Consider the following 16,768-nt stretch of genomic DNA (forward strand, 5'->3'; position numbering starts at 1 on the left):
ACCATTTAATTCACATGAAAGACTTATCAGACTAAAATCACCCTTTACATCTAATAGTATAGACGATGCAAAACCTTCTTACCCCCATCAGGAAATCTTAAAATTTTGCCAAATTTCATTTTTTTTGAAGCCCGTTCTCCTGAACCTCCGTTGAAAATACGCATCAAAAGTGTCATACTCACGGACTAAATTAAAGAATCCTCATTTTATAAACTCATTTTGAATCATTTACCACAAAATTTTCGATGTGCGTTATTTTCCGTCGACAACGAACCAAAAAACATGGAGAATTGGTTTAATTTTCGTGTTTTATGTATAATTTCATCAAGAGGATAAAACTGTATATATACACCTACTACCCGGGAACTCTCTAAAGTTCAGGGATAAAAATTTATAGGCAAATGTCCAAAATAGATTACCTTAATTGTCTTTAGGGTAAACTAAAAACTTTTACGATGAAAAAATTTCTATTACTCTTACATGAAGACCTCGAGCAGATCAATGACTTGTCTCCAAAGGAAATGGAAGCACTGTTCCATGCTCATATGAATTGGGCCAACCAATTGGCTGAGTCAGGAAATCTGATATCCGGTGATGGATTACATGAAAAAGGTAGACTGATCTCCGGCAAGGAAAGCATTGTAAAAGATGGACCTTATGTGGAATCAAAAGAAATGATTGGAGGGTATTATCTTATACAGGCTTCGGATTTAGAAGCTGCCACCGAGATCGCCATGACCTGTCCGTGCCACTTATGGGGTGGCACCACAGAAATCCGTCAAATTATGGAGATGGAAGAATATGAGTAAAACTCCACATAATAATATCGAAACCAGTTATCGATCATATTATGGTAGGCTGTTCTCCGCACTTATCGGTCAATTTGGAATGTCTGCTGAACCGGCCATTGAAGATGCGATCCAAAATGCATTTTTGAAGTCGTTAAAAAGCTGGAAACCTGAAAATATGCCTGATAATCCGGAGAACTGGCTTTATATCGTTGCAAAAAACGATCTGATAAATCAATTTAGAAGGCAAAATTCCTGTGACCTGCCTGAAACAATAACCCGTAGTGATCAACAGAATTCTGCAAAAACAGATCTACGTCTTCACACTCTTTTACTTTTAGCATCCTCCAAAATGATTTCAACACAATCCAAAGTATTGTATAGCCTCAAGAATATCTTCGGGTTAAGTATACGTGAGATCAGTGAAAGTACATTGCTAAAACAGGACGCCATCTATAAGAGTATTAAGAGATCCGGGGAAAGTTTACGGCAGGAATTCACACATCTCCAGATTGAAGAACATAACTTATCCTTTAAGCGACAGGCAATAACGACCGTTGAAGAGATGCTATATGCCGTATTCAATATCGGCTTTGATTCCTTCAATGAAAAAATAGATTCCTTTGTCAATGAAGATCTCTGTCTGGAATCGCTTTCACTTGCACGTTTGTTATCTCAGGAATTCGGCATTGATTCTACCAGCAACCTTTTGGCCTTATTATGCTTTCACCTCTCCAGAATTCCGGCCAAGACCGAAAATGGCAGTCTTATTACGTTCTTTAAACAGGATCGGACTAAATGGGATACCCGACTCATTCATTTAGGAATCCACTATCTGAAACAGCCTGAGAAACAAGACAAATATTATATAGAGGCGCTTATTATCAGTAGTCATATGTCTACGGAAACCTATGATACTGCTCATTGGAATTCGATCATAAAGCTCTATTCTCTTTTAATGGTTATGGATGACTCCCCGATTATAAAACTCAATCTGTGTTACGCATTAAAGCAGGCAGATCGAAATGAGGAGGCTTTGGAATTACTGGCAGAGATTTCCAAGAAGTTGCCGGATGAACATTTATATTTAAGGCTGGTAAAAGCGGAACTTCTTAAAGAATTCGATAAGCCTGAATCCGAACAGATCATGAATTCCCTCATCAATAACCTGTCCCATTCCCTGAGAAAGAATTTCCTTATTAACCATAATTTTATCGATGCCTGAACAGGAACCGGCGGTAATGAAATACATACTGAGTATCCTTATCTGTTTCAGTTTTGTAATTTAATTTCGAAATTAGCACCGATCCACTTGGGTCAATAGCCTGAATGTTTCCCAAAATATGACCAATCAACTTAATTTTCATAAGGATTTCAGTTGGTTTATCGGAAAGTTCGATTCCAATACCATGCATCGCCATTATGCGATTCAATTGAGCATTCCCATAAAAAGTGATCTCATCTTAAATACAAAAGAGGGTCAAATATCGACCAATGTTCCGATTTTGATCAAATCAAATGTTCCCCATCAAATTCTTTCCGTAAAAGAACATTTCCTTCTTTTGGTCAACCCGATATCTTCCATTGGTCATTATTGGAATGGACAGACAACCGAGCCTATTCAACCATTGAAGGAGGCTCAGGTCATACAACTTGCCGAGATCGTTAACGATGTTTCTATGACAGACCTTACAAAGACTGAGAGGATACTTGACACGTTAAGCTCCTGTCAAAGCTATTGTGATGAGCAGTTAAATCAGGGTGATAACCGTGTCGATAAGGCATTTCGCTTTCTTGAGCAAAATTATGAACGAGTAGTGCCCGTAGCAGAGATCGCAGCCCATTGTAATTTATCGGTCGGAAGATTTCTTCATCTATTCAAGGATGAAACTGGAATCACCTATCGCAGAGCACAACTTTGGCTCAGGATACTTAAAGGGATTCCTCTGACCGGTAAATATACCTTAACAGAGATTGCTCATCTAACGGGTTTCTCTGATAGTGCACATTTTAGCAGAACCTTCAGGGAAAACTTTGGCTTTAGTCCGAAAGAAATATATAAGATCAGCCGGTTTATTCAAGTTTAATAATTTCATTATCGGGAATTTTGTGCTTCATAACCCGAACAAAATATGAAAGTAGCTGAAATCCTTCCCCCAAAAACAGAGGAATATCTCAAAGAAACCAGGATTCTGAACTATACTCATCCTAGTATACAATTACTCATCAAAGAACAAGGCTGGGATAGCCTGATGCCAGAACAAAAAATTAAAGGCATCTACGAGTTCGTCAGAGATGATATTAAATTTGGTTATAATGAGGATGATCGTCTATCTGCCTCAGAAATTCTCCAGGATGGCTATGGTCAATGCAATACCAAAGCCACGTTGTTTATGGCACTGCTTCGGGCATTAGGAATACCCAATAGAATTCACGGATTCACCATAAAGAAAGCTCTACAGAAAGGAGCCATAACCGGCTTGTGGTACCTCCTTTCTCCAGATCACATACTACACAGCTGGGTAGAGGTGTATCTGGATAAGGAATGGTTTGAATTGGAAGGATTGATCCTCGACAAACCTTATCTGAAAGCATTACAAAATAAATTCCCGGAATGTAAAACTGAATTTTGCGGATATGGAGCCTTCACGGATAATTTACGGGATCCTGAGATTGAATGGAACAGAAATAATACCTATATTCAAAAGAAGGGTATCGATGAGGATTTCGGACTCTTTGATACTCCGGATGAGTTCTATACATTACACCAGCAAAATATCAGTTTGTTTAAGCGATGGCTTTTTAAAAACTATGTCCGACACCTCATGAATAGAAATGTGAATGCGATCCGAGAGAAATAGCGAATTAATCAATAGCATTTAATACAATTTAAATAAGGGTACAATCCCCACAAACTCCGGAAATAACCATATTAAACATTTTAGCCTGATAACCTTTCGGCAGGTCTATTTCAGGAGTACTTTTCAAGCACTCCACCTTTCCGCATTTCATACAGCGGAAGTGCACATGGTTATGGGTGTGCATTTCTTTTTTTTCACCACAGTTCTCACAAATGGCAAAATACTGCTTACCATCATCTCCGATGATTCTGTGAACCATTCCGTCTTCACAAAATCGGTTCAGTACTCTGTAAATCGTGGCACGATCGATAGTGGTACCGAGTGTTGACTGTAACATATCGTGGCTCAATGCCCCTCCTGACGTTTTTAAAGCAGCAAGGATCTCCGATTTTGATTGTGTTTTCCTTCTTTTCATTTTAATGCGACTATGTTGCAATAATACAAAAAATATGAATATGTTTGTAATATGTTTTAATGCGACATAGTTGCGTTTATAATTTTTTAAATTTAATGTATGACTGAAAATCAGCAATTTGAAGTAATCATCATCGGCGGCAGTTATGCCGGACTTTCTGCAGCCATGTCGCTGGGACGATCGATGAGAAAGGTTTTAATACTCGATAATAACCTGCCATGTAACCGGCAGACTCCCTACTCCCATAACTTCATTACCCAGGATGGTATACCTCCGGCAAAAATCGCAGCACAAGCAAAAGAACAAGTCCTTCGATATCCCACCATTACCTTTGTAAGCGATACGGCCATTTCAGGAACAAAGACGAATGGTAGTTTTTTGATAGCCACCCGATCCGGTAAGGAATACTATTCTGCCAAACTCATCTTTGCTACCGGAATCAAAGATCAGCTACCCGATATTCCCGGATTTGCAGATTGTTGGGGTATTTCCGTGATCCATTGCCCCTACTGTCATGGTTATGAATTCAAGGGTCAGCGTACCGGGATCTTTGCCGATGTAGCAAAGGCTTTTCATCTGGCTACACTGGTGAACAACCTAACTTCCGATCTGACCCTGATCATTCCAGAAGGCGCATCTATTGATACGGTTCAGGCGGAAAAACTAACGCGAAATGGTATAAAGATCCTTCAGAAAGAAATAAAGGCAGTCGTTCATGTCAACGGACAGCTCTCGGAGATCGTCTTTATTGATGACCACAGGATACCCCTGGATGCGCTCTATGCAGCGATTCCATTTATACAAAGCTCAAAAATACCGGAGAACCTGGGTTGTGCACTCACTGAATCAGGACACCTTGATATCGATGAATTTCATCGAACTAATACAGATGGAATCTTCGCCTGTGGCGATAATACTTCCCCCATGCGATCTGTTGCCAATGCTGTATATTCCGGAAATTTCACAGGAGCGATCGTCAATAAATTACTTTCAGATGAATCTTTCTGATTTCCCGTACTTTATCATAAATAATTTTTAGTTGCATTAAAATTCTATAGGTTTCCTCATTAAAAATCTTTTGGATGGAATTTCATAAGAAAATTTTCTATTTTAGATTTCAAATTCATGCTTTAACATACTAACCATTAAATTTTTAGCCTATGGGATTTCTCAAAGACTTTAAGGCCTTCCTGATGAAAGGCGACATCGTAAATCTGGCAACCGCTGTAATTATCGGTGGGGCATTTGGAAACATCGTAAAATCATTTACAAACGATATCCTGATGCCGCCCATAGGTATGCTTCTTAACGGTGTTGATTTCAAAGACCTCAAACTTGTCCTGAAAGACGCCGTTCCTGAAAGTATCGTAGACGGTGTAACTGTTCCCGCTGCCGAGGCAGTAACCATTAACTATGGCAATTTCATACAGATCACGCTGGACTTTATCATCATCGGATTCTGTATCTTCCTGGTTCTTAAAATGTATGAAAGAACTCAGAAAAAAGAAGACGCAGCTACTCCTCCTCCGGCTCCCTCGAACGAAGAAAAATTGCTTACTGAGATCAGAGATCTGCTCAAAAGCAAGGCCTGATATCCTAAAATATTTCAATACTAAAAGCCAACTACATTACGATACGTAGTTGGCTTTTTTTATTTCTGTCCGTGGAAAATCCCTAAACATATAACTTTAGTAAGAAACAAGAATAAAAGCCGCCCCTAAGTTTTCACACCTAAAGAACACTCTCAAAACCTGAGCCAGCGAAGAACACTATCACCACAGGTCACTCTGGCAATTAAGGCTAAAGGCCCCGACACATGACGCCGCCAACGGCAGGAGCCTGCCTGCGGTATGCGGTATCGACATTCTGCTGTGCACCAGCAGTCCAGAAGATTTTAACCGGACACCAATATCTTATTTCGTTACTTTGTAGGGTCATTTCAATGCATTTATGATGACTTCCTGTGATTTTAAACCTTCTGTTCTCGCTTGTAACCTGATCGCTCCGGCCTCCGTTCCGGATCGAACTATTACCATCGCCTTCCCATTCCAGGTTTTTCGGGAATGAGCCGCATACGGATCCGTATCCCTCAAATTCCCATTATCAACGGCAATAATCTCCCCCGGTCCATCTATCGTGAAGTTGATCTCATATTCCTGTTCCGGATTGATTCGTCCTTTACTGTCAATCATAGCTACACTTACAAAAACGAGGTCCTGTCCATTTGCAGCGAATGATTTACGGTCGGCATTCAATTGAATCTTCTTTACTTTTTTCGCTGTTTCCAAGGTAAAAGATTCCATTTCTTTACCCTCCTGATATGCCTTCGCAACGAGTCTGCCAGTCGTATAGATCACTTCAAATTCAGCTTTGAATTCTGTTGCTATCGATACTGATTTCTCACCGATCAATTTATTGTTCAGGTATAATTTAACCTGAGGATATTTGGTATAAACCTCCACGTTCAGCGGTTTCCCTTCATACCCATTCCAATTCCATCGTTCCCAGGTCGGCCAAACCGCCCACATGGTTTGTTTGATCGGTCCGGCTTCCGGATTAGGCTCCTTAACCGCCATATAAAGCTTCTCATCATTATTCCATAGCATACTTCGATAATGTGAGATCGGTTTCCGCCACCCGAGAAGATCGATGTCTCCACAATAGGCTCCATGCCATGGGAAAAGATCTGTCTCCCAGTGTTCTCCATCGGGCTCTCCCGGATAATAATAACGACCGATTCCGGATTCTCCCAGATAATCCATGGCAGTCCATACAAAATCTCCGATGATATAAGAATGTTTTTGAGTCATATCCCAACAAAAAAATGCATCCTTTGGATAAGATTCGGTTTGCATGATTACCCGCTCAGGAACCCGTTGATGATCGGCCTCGGCATGATGTAGCTGATAATTATAACCTCCCACATCATGAACGGCGAACAACGGATCAAAGATCTCCCAGTCATTGTCCCAGGTAGTCATAGCCGAGGTCACAGGACGTGTGGTGTCCAGTTCCAGTATCGCTTCTTTTAAAAGCCGCGCAGTCACCACCGCTTCCGGGTCTTTACGTTCTATGATCTCATTACCAATACTCCAGAAAACAATGGAAGGATGATTTCTGTCTCTGGTTACCATTGACTGTATATCTCTTTTATACCAATGGTCAAAATACAGGGAATAATCATAAGGATTCTTTTGCGTACGCCAGCCATCAAAGGACTCATCGATGACGAGTAACCCAATACTGTCACAGGCTGCCAAAAATGCCTCGGAGGGAGGATTATGTGAAGTCCTCACCGCATTAAATCCGGCTTCTTTAAGAATTTTTACCTTTCTTACTTCTGCCCAGTCAAACGCTGCAGCACCAAGGGCACCATTATCATGATGTACATTCCCTCCATTGATCAGAACTGCGGTATCATTTAGCAGGAATCCTTTCGAAGCACTGTATTCGATCGAACGAATCCCAAAGGTCACTTTGGCTTCATCAAGTATTGAACCGTCCTTTTTAAGAGAAATAGTTGCCAGATATAATTGAGGTGATTCCGGAGACCAGAGTTCCGGATCTGTTACGTCGGCTTTAAAGGTCAGGGTTTCGTCTTCACCCTTTTCGAGCATAACCTTCTTGTCTCCGGATGAAATCAGATTACCTCCCTTAGAGATCGTATAGTTTAATGTGAAATTTTCAGTATTAATAGATTCGTTAATGATTTTGCTTCTCATCTGAACCACTGCAGCGGCTTTAGAGACTTCCGGAGTCGTGATAAAAATGCCTTCATGAATAAAATGTAAAGGATTTGATACCGTGATCCAGACATGACGATAGATTCCGGATCCGCTGAACCAACGGGAATTAATTTCCTCACTGTTATCTACCTTTACCGAAAGCACATTCTGTTCTCCATATTTCAAATAAGGCGTAAGATCATAAGAGAAGGGTGTATATCCGTATGGATGAATCCCCAGGGACCTTCCATTGATAAAAACCTCGGCATTCATATATACGCCTCCAAATTGAATGGAGACCTTTTTACCTTTCAGATTTTCAGAAACATTAAATTCTTTACGATACCAACCCATACCATTCTTAAAATACCCCCCGGCTCCTGCTGAAGGATTTGAGGCTTCGATCGGGAATTGCACACTCCAGTCATGTGGAAGTATGATATCCTGCCATTGTTCATCTTCAAAATCATAATTTCTGGCATCCGGATGATCCCCTGGTGAAAATTTCCAGTCATGGTCGAATAATTGTTTTCTCTGTTCTGTGATCTCCGGTGATTGAGCATTGATCATTCCCGTACATAAAATGGCGATTAGAAGACCAACACGTTTCACTTGATGTAGTTTCATTATTTTAAGTTTGATGTAGTATTCCACCTTCCTTGCAAGTTTCAAATTTATTCCCTGAAAGACAGTGAAGAAGTTAATTTATATCCAAATATATCACTCATAAAATTAAAAATGTAAAAAATACACTTATAATTTTTAAAGGGTTAAATGGGTTGGATTTTACAAACTGTTTGAGTCTTTCTCCAACCCGTTGCTCAAAATTAGGGTATCTTAAATGTTCATTTAACCACCAAAAACCTGAAAATCCATACTTATAGTAGGTGAAAAAAATTCAGGTATAGCTTCGGTTATCGTAATATTACAACCTTATGAATGTCATTATGGGAAGTTATTTAACTGTAGAACAACACCAGCCCACTGCTGAGCTGATCGCTCATAATGCAGCTGGGATTCTCGACTATAATTATTTAGGAAATTATACAAACTATGACGCTGCGGTTTGTACAATCCTTAAGCAGAAACCCGATCTTGTCTTCTATAATATAGACGGCCCTGATTTTACCATTGACACCTTATTGGGTGACCTTAACCAGTTTGGGGCGAATGATGTCAAACTGATCGCTCTATCAGATTCTAATGAAAAAGCGATTCAGGCCTTAAACAATGACTTTCTGTATTATTTACTGAAGCCAGCTAAAGAACTGGATATCCTTAAAGCACTGCTAAAATTCAAACACAGAAAAGAAGCCGACTCACAATTATTTCGTCAAAATTGTATTTGCCTCAAATCTTATAAGGACTACCATTACCTGAACACCAGCGAGATTATATATCTGAAGGCAGACAATAATACCACGGATTTTCACCTCAATGATGGAAGGGTCATTACGGCTTTTAAAACATTAAAAACCTTCGAGGACCTCCTCCCTACCCATTTTATTCGATCACATAAAAGCTATATCATAAATTCTCTTTTTGTCAGCAAAATAAGTTTTGGAAAACTCACCTGCTACTTCAATTGTATCAGCACGGCACTACCTTTTTCCAACACCTATTTAAAGAGTATCAAAAATCTGAATGCAAAGCTTTTTCAGAATGCGCTACCCTCAGTTTGCTGAATCCTCTCAAAACTAAGGGTTTTACTTACAGAATCGGGGGTTTCACTAAAAGTGACCTATTTCCCTATTTGCGTTAAATCGATTTAACTAATTTAGCCCTGATCAAACGATTCTTACGTAAGTTAAAAGTATTCGAGTACGCCTGTTTGACAATAATATATAAACCCATTAAACAGCGAACTTATGAAAAAGCTAAAGTTAATTTTGGCCGGTATAATCATGGCAAATTTATTCACTTATTGTACGAAAGAAGACCTGGCGGAGGATCCGCAAAATCTGACCACAGAGATCACTACTCCTGATAATGTATATGCAACGGGAGATGAGGGTCATGAGGAACTGGAAAAAGAAAAAGATGAATGATCTGAACCAGATCAGCACTATAAAAGACAGCCTTAAACATAAAGTTTAGGGCTTTTTTTTTACATTTGAAGCTACCCGATTAATTGATATTATAGCTGATTAAATGTTTGCAAGAATACTTTTTTCTATTACGCTGACGCTGAGCATTATTTCTTGTAACAAACAGGTCCAGAAGTCCAGCGATATCCCTGACGGGATCGACTCGCTTTTGAAACTCGCAGAGGATCGGGTTGATAAAACCGTCGATGTTTCCGAACACTTAAATCAGGCTTATACCTTAAATAAAAAAATAAACAACGACTCGGTATACTGTAGAAAATTACTGGATATAGCCTATTCGGCTTACATGACTAATCACCTTAAGATATTTCTTACAACTAATAGCGAAGCTTTAAGCTTCGCTAAATCTATCAAAGACACCTTTGCCATGGGTGATTCTCACTGGAACTTCGGGAATTATTACGGGGATAATGATAATCTGGATAGTGCTTATTTTCATTATCATGAAGCCGAAAAATATTTCGACGCCATAGATCATAGTAGCTTTTCCGGAAAAATGCATTACAACATGGCTGTTATTCTGGGTAGGATCAAAGATTATCCGGAAAGTGAAAAAGAAACCTATCAGGCGATCACCGCCTATGGAAAGACCGGAAATGACCTGAGCCTGTACCGATGCTATAATCATCTCGGACTTATATTTATCGACCTGGAAGAATATGACAACGCTGCAGAATCTTTTGATCAGGCGATGACCCATCTGCAAAAAAGAGACGATCAGAATGAAAGAATGCCCGGACTCCTTAACAATATTGGGTTGTTATATGCGAGACAGGGAATGTATGATAAGGGACTCGAATATTTTCAGAAAGGACTCGATTTCAAAGATCTTAAATCCAATAACCTGGAGCTCTATGCACGCCTTCTTGATAACCATGCTTACTATAGTTTTTTAAACGACAATGATCCGGGCTCAGAAGTACATCTGCTCAAATCACTTCAACTTCGGGACAGTACAGGAAATCAGGCCGGAGTTACCATCAGTAAAATACGGCTTGCCGAATTCTATAACGCTAACGACAATACGGATAAAGCATTGAAATATGCACAGGATGCCTATGAAACAGCTGTTTTGACTGGCTATAACCGTGATAAACTAAATGCATTGAACCTTTTAGCTGACCTAAACCCATCGAAAGCACGTGACTATTCAAGAGAATATATCTCACTGAGCGATAGTCTCTACAAGCTCGAAAGAAATGAACGGAATAAATTCGCCCGAATCAGATTTGAAACCGATGAATTCAAAGAACAGAACGTCAAACTTTACAGGGAAAAGAACTGGATCATTATCCTAAGCTTTTTACTCGTTGCCATCCTGATGCTGATTCATTTTCTGCGACTACAAAAATCGAAGAACAAGGAACTACAATTGGTGAATGAGCAAAAGCTGGCCAACGAAAAGATCTATGAACTTTTACTTAAACAGCAGTCAGAACATGAAGAAGGTAAGATCGAGGAAAGAAACCGAATTTCACGGGAGTTACATGATGGTATCTTAGGAAAATTATTCGGATTGCGAATGCGACTTGGATTTGCCGCCTACGAAAACAAAACTGATCTTCAGGAAAAGTCAAAGGAATACATCACAGAAATTCAGGAAGTGGAAACCGAGATTCGAAATATCTCCCATGAATTAAATATGAACACCTTTCTGGGTAACCGAAACTTTACGCTGGTATTACAGCACCTTTTTGAAACCTACCGATTAAACGGAGCTTTCAAAATAGAAGCCGACTTAAAAGAAGATATCGAATGGAATCGTGTAAGTGAAAAAATAAAGGTAAATTTATATAGAATTCTGCAGGAATCACTTCAGAATATCAGTAAACATGCGGAAGCAAAGGTTGTCGTTATCAGTCTGTCTCAGAATGGTGATCAACTCGAGGCTTCTATCGAAGATAACGGAAGAGGATTTGTGATCTCAAAGAAAAGTAAGGGTATCGGAATCAAAAATTTAAGAGACAGAGTCGCTAACTGTAACGGACATATCGAGATCGCGTCCAAAGTCAATGAGGGTACTAAAATTGAAATTACGTTACCGCTAAATGATGAAGATGAAAATTAATGTAGTAATTGTAGAAGATCATCCATTGATCGTAGACGCATATAAAAATGCTTTAAGAATTATCCAGAGTGAAGATTCTGAAAAGGAATTTTCTGTGAATATATATAATAACTGTGATGCAGCTATTACCGGAATTTCGTCTTTTCGTGATAAGGAGGAGATCGATATGGCAATCCTCGATATTCAGGTTCCTCCTTCTGCCGACGGAAAATATTTATCCGGAGAAGATATCGGAATGTATCTTAAGAGACTCTTTCCTGAAGTTAAAATCATCATCAGTACCTCTTTTAATGATAATTTTAGAATTCATAGCATCCTAAAGAATCTAGACCCGGATGGCTTTATGATCAAAAGTGAGATCACCCCGGAGGAACTCATCAACGGTTTTAAAACAGTATTGGATTCACCCCCATTCTATAACGCCTCCGTATTGCAATTACTTCGTAAACAGAATACCATCGATTTTATGGTAGATCATATCGATCGAAAATTGCTTTATGAACTATCACAGGGAGCTAAACTCAAAGAACTCCCCGAACTACTCCCCCTTTCCATCGCAGGAGTGGAAAAAAGACGTCGTAGATTAAAGGAACTTTTCGGCACCAAATCGTCTTCTGATAAAGAATTGATTTCCATCGCAAAAGAAAAAGGGTTTCTATAGCACATTTTTTATGTGCGACGGTACAATATCCGAATTTCTTTAGCGTTATAGAGTAAATTTATATTCTTCGATTTTTTTATACGTGTCATCTTCACACTAATTACCTGAATTCCAATTCTTTAATTTTAAATTCTATTTAGTAAGGTTTTTTCCTTACCATTAGTAATGATTATCCATCAATTATTAGATTCCTTATCTCTAATTTTCCCTCGGAATTAAGGTAAGATAGCCTCAAAAATCTTTGAGAAACAATCCGGTTTTTTCCGATTATGGTCAAAGATTTAAAAAATCAAATCTTCCTGGTTCGCCCCTAACTATTAAATTTACTGCATCCCTATGGATAAAATCTACCCCCTCAAACGACGGTTACTGTTGATTCTGGTAATTATTGTCTACAGCTCTCTTTGCTATCTACTTAAATCATTTCATGCGATATAAAAACCTGATTTATTTAAGGAAGCAATCCGCTTAAGAAGAAAATTATCGACCCATTCAGTAAGGCTAAAGAAAAAAGCTAGTTCCGGAAGTCCAGAACTAGCTTTACATAAACAAACCTAACTAACAACCTTGCTTTTTAGCATAGTGATTTTACAATCACCTAACATTTACATTTTCATGTTAGAATTCCCCCCAGAACCTATAATGTTTTGTAAAAGTCAATGCAAGGCGAGACGCTAAATCCGAGGTTAATTCGAAGAAAAAGGGACAATAAGTTTTTCATCATTACTTTTTGAATCATTTGGCGGTTTTAAGACCAATGCAATTTCCTATTTCAAAAACCACAACCGAACCTGAGTCCGCTAGAAATCGCCTGGCTTACTAACCGATTCGAATTTATGATACTTTATTTTTATCAGGTATTTATTTCACTTACTATTGATAAGGCAAATCCATACACCCCTTATTTTATGGCTATTCTGGCCTAAATATTTCCACTAAGCCTCTCACCAACAATGGGTCATAACGTATGTATTCAGAATAGTGTCGAAATATTAAATTTATATGGAATACCAATAAATTTTTAATAGAACCAACACCAATACTTTTGTAAGATATATCGGTATCGTATATATAGAAAAGTATAAACGATTCGGCTCAACAGTATTTAAATCCAATTCTGGCGTCAATCCTGTAAAATCACCTGTTTAAATTTCATGGAATCAGAAATTGGCATCCCTTTTAATAAAGCAAGAAATAAAGGAAAGTATTTAGGCTTTATCAGGATTGTTAATCCATACCGCAATAGCATATAGATACGCGCGATCTGATAGGCGATATATCCATCGTGCTTCCGTAAGACATACAACATTGCTGTCTTTAATTCGATCTTCTTACGAATGTTATTCTGCTGACTCTTTCCTTCAAAATGATGATAGCTCACATTCGGAAGGTAATACGTGTTTCTGCCTTTTCTTTTTAATCGGGTACAAATATCACTCTCCTCAAAGAAAAGAAAAAGATTGGTATCAAAACCTCCGGTATTATCAAAATCATTAGCTCTGAAAAACATAAAACTGCCATTGACATAATCAACTTTCAAAGGTGCTGCGTAATCTTTCATTCTTCGGGGTTTTCTTCCCGGCATTAAAAATTCCATGCCTCCACTCCCTAAGATTATCTTTCCCAATGAAAGGAAGTGGTCGAAACTTTTTGACTGATACTTGTGTTCAATAATTATCTTAGGACCACAGACTCCTGCATCTTCTTGAAGCTCCATAAAATTAAAGCAATGTTCCAGACAATCTTCTTCAAATAAGGTATCATTGTTCACAAAAGCATAATATCGTGCATTTGAGAATTGCACACCCGTCATATTACCACCACCAAACCCAGTATTTATACGACTACGAAAAAGGGTGATATGCTCGTTATCAATTGTGCTTAAAAACTCTTTAATCCTTAAATAATCAGACTTTTGGGAAGCATTATCAACGATTATGATTTGCATCGATAATCCGGGAGATGTTTTGTCTAAAATACTTTTTATACAATCGATCGTATATCCGGAAGTATTAAAATTGATTATAATAACGGCAATATCGTATTTCATCTGATCAGTTCGGAACTTTTCTTAATGCGTATTTTCTAATAATGAACAAGTCGCACAAATTTAAAATTAACGCCCTATTTCTTCTGTAAAATACGATAAAATAATCCGAAACCTTACGATCCGTTTTAACATACTGAACAACACTATTTTAAAAACACCATGTTCTTAAACTTGGATCTAAAAAGTAAGATCGTTCAAGGTAGCCCATTCTGTCCACGAACCGTCATAGATGCGTCTGGCCGGTCCAAATGCGATTTCCCAGGCCATCATAAGAATACAGGCCGTCACTCCGGAGCCGCAACTGAATACCGGAGTTTTGTGTGTGTTTAAAATAACAGTGAAAATCTCGACCAATTCCGCTTTCGATTTGAACACTCCATCGGAAAGCACCTCTTTAAACGGTATATTCAGAGATCCCGGAATCATTCCACTTTGCAGATCCTTTCTGGGTTCCGGACCTGAGCCTGAAAATCGTGCAGCAGATCGTGCATCCGCAATAACAAATTTCCCGGATTGTAAATTTTCAATGACTTCCTCATAAAGCACCAGATAACCGGGTTGTATCGATGCTGAATATGCCCCAGGTTCATAGGTTGAACCCGATGATACTTCGAAAGTTCCAAAACCATTCCTGATCCATTCAGGCAATCCACCGTCTAGTACCGTAACCTCCTCATGTCCCATGGCTTTGAACAGCCACCATAACCTTGGGCTTGTATATATCCCCAGGTTGTCAAAGATGACGATTCTTGAATTATTTCGAATTCCAAGTCTGCAACAAGTTTGCTCAAAAAATTCCAAAGCGGGAAAAGTATTAGGAAATGCACTGTTCAAATCTGAAAAATCCTTTTGCAAATCAATTTTTCGTGCACCTCGAATGCTGACCCCATCAAACGCTGAACGTTCTCCAACAGCGGTCATTTCAGAACTAACATCCAACAGAATAAGATCATCATCATCTATATGTGCAGAAAGCCAAGCAACGCTTACAATAGGTTCCACTATGCTTATATTACATGATTAATATTGACGTAATCCGGACAAAACCGTTTCCATTCGAACTCAATCCCAATTTATAAAAAACCCTGCAGCTTTCTGCAGGGTTTTTCATTACTTCTTGATATTTCGAATTTGTTCATTGATTTTCCGGGTCCAGACCTCGGCAAAGGGTATTTCTCCATTTCCCTGCAAGCTAATATCAGCATTGAACAATTCAAAGGTTGTTTCCCGCTGTTCCTTTCCTTCAGGAAGGAATAAAATTTCAATTCGGTCAACCAGTGATTGTATCTTTCCACGCTCCTTAAAGGTCCGGCTGATACTATTCACTTTGCACAGGGATACATTTGTCAGATCCACAAATTGCTCTGTGACCGTATCCTTAACCGCATTATAAAAAAACACCTTGTTATTCTGTTTGTCAATACCTAATGCATAATGCCCGTTAACTTCCTTCTCATCGATATTTCCATTATACTTTGCTGCAACTGCCTCCAATGCACGCGCTGTATTTTTTTTCTTTTTCTGGGTGTTCAGACTTACCAAAATAAAGGGCCCAAAACAAAGGACTGCCACAACAGCCCCAATAAACATAGTTCCTAAGTCCATTTCTGTGTATTATATATTAATAATTCCTTCCTATCCTTATTTAAACAAGATCGAAGAAGGCTATAACTCTAAAAAGAGTGATCGATTAAAAATGGAAAGGTTTCAAAAGAAGTTATGAAACGGAAAGATGATATCCGTACTTTGAAAACGGATCATCAAACTCCTTGCAAAATTAAAATAGCGGATATCCGAAGATCGTAACGATAGTTCCCGAACCTGATTACAGGGAACATAGGTATCCATGGTTGTCTGATCGGTTTGATCTGAAGACATACTCAGAATATCGACCGAACTTTCGAAAAGAGCCAGGGGTTCATTTTTCTGAAACTTCGATATAACACCATGATCGGAATGATCAACGGATAAGGGAATCGTTACCCTAAGATCATGATTGTTGCCTGCAGCAATCCATAATATTGCACAGACTAAAACATTCCATAATATACCTAAGGGCTTATTCACGTGACAAAGATATATGAAAAGTGGA

Annotated in this window: 16 protein-coding genes; 10 read left to right on the forward strand and 6 right to left on the reverse strand. The window is 38.8% G+C overall.

Annotated features, from left to right (window positions below; all coding sequences use genetic code 11):
* The first annotated feature begins 455 nt into the window (after positions 1-455).
* The 4 genes from DMZ48_RS14435 (at position 456) to DMZ48_RS14450 (ending at position 3,649) form a co-directional block, all read left to right on the forward strand.
* Positions 456-809 (forward strand): YciI family protein, encoded by a 354-nt coding sequence (locus DMZ48_RS14435; RefSeq protein ID WP_143955867.1) that lies wholly within the window; start codon positions 456-458, stop codon positions 807-809.
* On the forward strand, positions 802-2,013 hold the full coding sequence (locus DMZ48_RS14440; RefSeq protein ID WP_143955868.1) for a DUF6596 domain-containing protein: 1,212 nt from the start codon (positions 802-804) through the stop codon (positions 2,011-2,013). Before DMZ48_RS14435 ends, DMZ48_RS14440 begins: the two co-directional genes overlap by 8 nt.
* 118 nt (positions 2,014-2,131) lie before the next feature.
* The gene (locus DMZ48_RS14445; RefSeq protein ID WP_143955869.1) at positions 2,132-2,875 is read left to right on the forward strand and encodes an AraC family transcriptional regulator; all 744 of its coding nucleotides are present in this window, start codon (positions 2,132-2,134) and stop codon (positions 2,873-2,875) included.
* A gap of 45 nt (positions 2,876-2,920) precedes the next feature.
* On the forward strand, positions 2,921-3,649 hold the full coding sequence (locus tag DMZ48_RS14450; protein WP_143955870.1) for a transglutaminase-like domain-containing protein: 729 nt from the start codon (positions 2,921-2,923) through the stop codon (positions 3,647-3,649).
* A 28-nt stretch (positions 3,650-3,677) separates the two neighbouring features.
* Here the strand turns inward: DMZ48_RS14450 and DMZ48_RS14455 are convergent, their stop codons facing one another.
* Entirely contained in the window at positions 3,678-4,064 is a 387-nt protein-coding gene (locus tag DMZ48_RS14455; protein WP_143955871.1) for a Fur family transcriptional regulator, read from the reverse strand.
* Positions 4,065-4,163: 99 nt separating this feature from the next.
* Between DMZ48_RS14455 and DMZ48_RS14460 the strand changes: the two genes are divergently transcribed.
* Positions 4,164-5,072: an NAD(P)/FAD-dependent oxidoreductase gene (locus tag DMZ48_RS14460; RefSeq protein ID WP_143955872.1), complete on the forward strand. Its 909-nt coding sequence runs from the start codon at positions 4,164-4,166 to the stop codon at positions 5,070-5,072.
* A gap of 152 nt (positions 5,073-5,224) precedes the next feature.
* A complete protein-coding gene (mscL, locus tag DMZ48_RS14465) occupies positions 5,225-5,656 on the forward strand; it encodes a large-conductance mechanosensitive channel protein MscL (RefSeq protein WP_143955873.1) in 432 nt (143 codons plus the stop codon).
* 342 nt (positions 5,657-5,998) lie between these two features.
* On the opposite strand, the gene DMZ48_RS14470 is transcribed toward mscL, so the two are convergent.
* The gene (locus DMZ48_RS14470) at positions 5,999-8,416 is read right to left on the reverse strand and encodes a glycoside hydrolase family 2 TIM barrel-domain containing protein (RefSeq protein ID WP_242009219.1); all 2,418 of its coding nucleotides are present in this window, start codon (positions 8,414-8,416) and stop codon (positions 5,999-6,001) included.
* A 320-nt stretch (positions 8,417-8,736) separates the two neighbouring features.
* On the opposite strand from DMZ48_RS14470, the gene DMZ48_RS14475 reads away from it, so the two are divergent.
* From DMZ48_RS14475 to DMZ48_RS14490, 4 genes are all read left to right on the forward strand, one after another.
* Positions 8,737-9,474, forward strand: coding sequence for a LytR/AlgR family response regulator transcription factor (locus DMZ48_RS14475; RefSeq protein ID WP_162558732.1), 738 nt, complete (start codon positions 8,737-8,739; stop codon positions 9,472-9,474).
* A 183-nt stretch (positions 9,475-9,657) separates the two neighbouring features.
* Positions 9,658-9,837 (forward strand): hypothetical protein, encoded by a 180-nt coding sequence (locus tag DMZ48_RS14480; RefSeq protein ID WP_143955875.1) that lies wholly within the window; start codon positions 9,658-9,660, stop codon positions 9,835-9,837.
* Positions 9,838-9,940: 103 nt separating this feature from the next.
* Positions 9,941-11,965, forward strand: coding sequence for a tetratricopeptide repeat-containing sensor histidine kinase (locus tag DMZ48_RS14485; protein WP_143955876.1), 2,025 nt, complete (start codon positions 9,941-9,943; stop codon positions 11,963-11,965).
* Positions 11,955-12,626, forward strand: coding sequence for a response regulator (locus DMZ48_RS14490; protein WP_162558733.1), 672 nt, complete (start codon positions 11,955-11,957; stop codon positions 12,624-12,626). Before DMZ48_RS14485 ends, DMZ48_RS14490 begins: the two co-directional genes overlap by 11 nt.
* A gap of 1,123 nt (positions 12,627-13,749) precedes the next feature.
* Here the strand turns inward: DMZ48_RS14490 and DMZ48_RS14495 are convergent.
* From DMZ48_RS14495 to DMZ48_RS14510, 4 genes are all read right to left on the reverse strand, one after another.
* The gene (locus tag DMZ48_RS14495; RefSeq protein WP_143955878.1) at positions 13,750-14,676 is read right to left on the reverse strand and encodes a glycosyltransferase family 2 protein; all 927 of its coding nucleotides are present in this window, start codon (positions 14,674-14,676) and stop codon (positions 13,750-13,752) included.
* A 177-nt stretch (positions 14,677-14,853) separates the two neighbouring features.
* Complete coding sequence (locus DMZ48_RS14500) at positions 14,854-15,678, reverse strand: sulfurtransferase (RefSeq protein WP_242009220.1); 825 nt, start codon at positions 15,676-15,678, stop codon at positions 14,854-14,856.
* Between the two features lie 108 nt (positions 15,679-15,786).
* Positions 15,787-16,281 (reverse strand): hypothetical protein, encoded by a 495-nt coding sequence (locus DMZ48_RS14505; RefSeq protein WP_143955880.1) that lies wholly within the window; start codon positions 16,279-16,281, stop codon positions 15,787-15,789.
* A gap of 102 nt (positions 16,282-16,383) precedes the next feature.
* Positions 16,384-16,743 (reverse strand): hypothetical protein, encoded by a 360-nt coding sequence (locus DMZ48_RS14510; protein WP_143955881.1) that lies wholly within the window; start codon positions 16,741-16,743, stop codon positions 16,384-16,386.
* Positions 16,744-16,768 lie beyond the last annotated feature (25 nt).

This window comes from Robertkochia solimangrovi (genome assembly GCF_007279655.1).
Classification (GTDB): Bacteria; Bacteroidota; Bacteroidia; order Flavobacteriales; family Flavobacteriaceae; genus Robertkochia; species Robertkochia solimangrovi.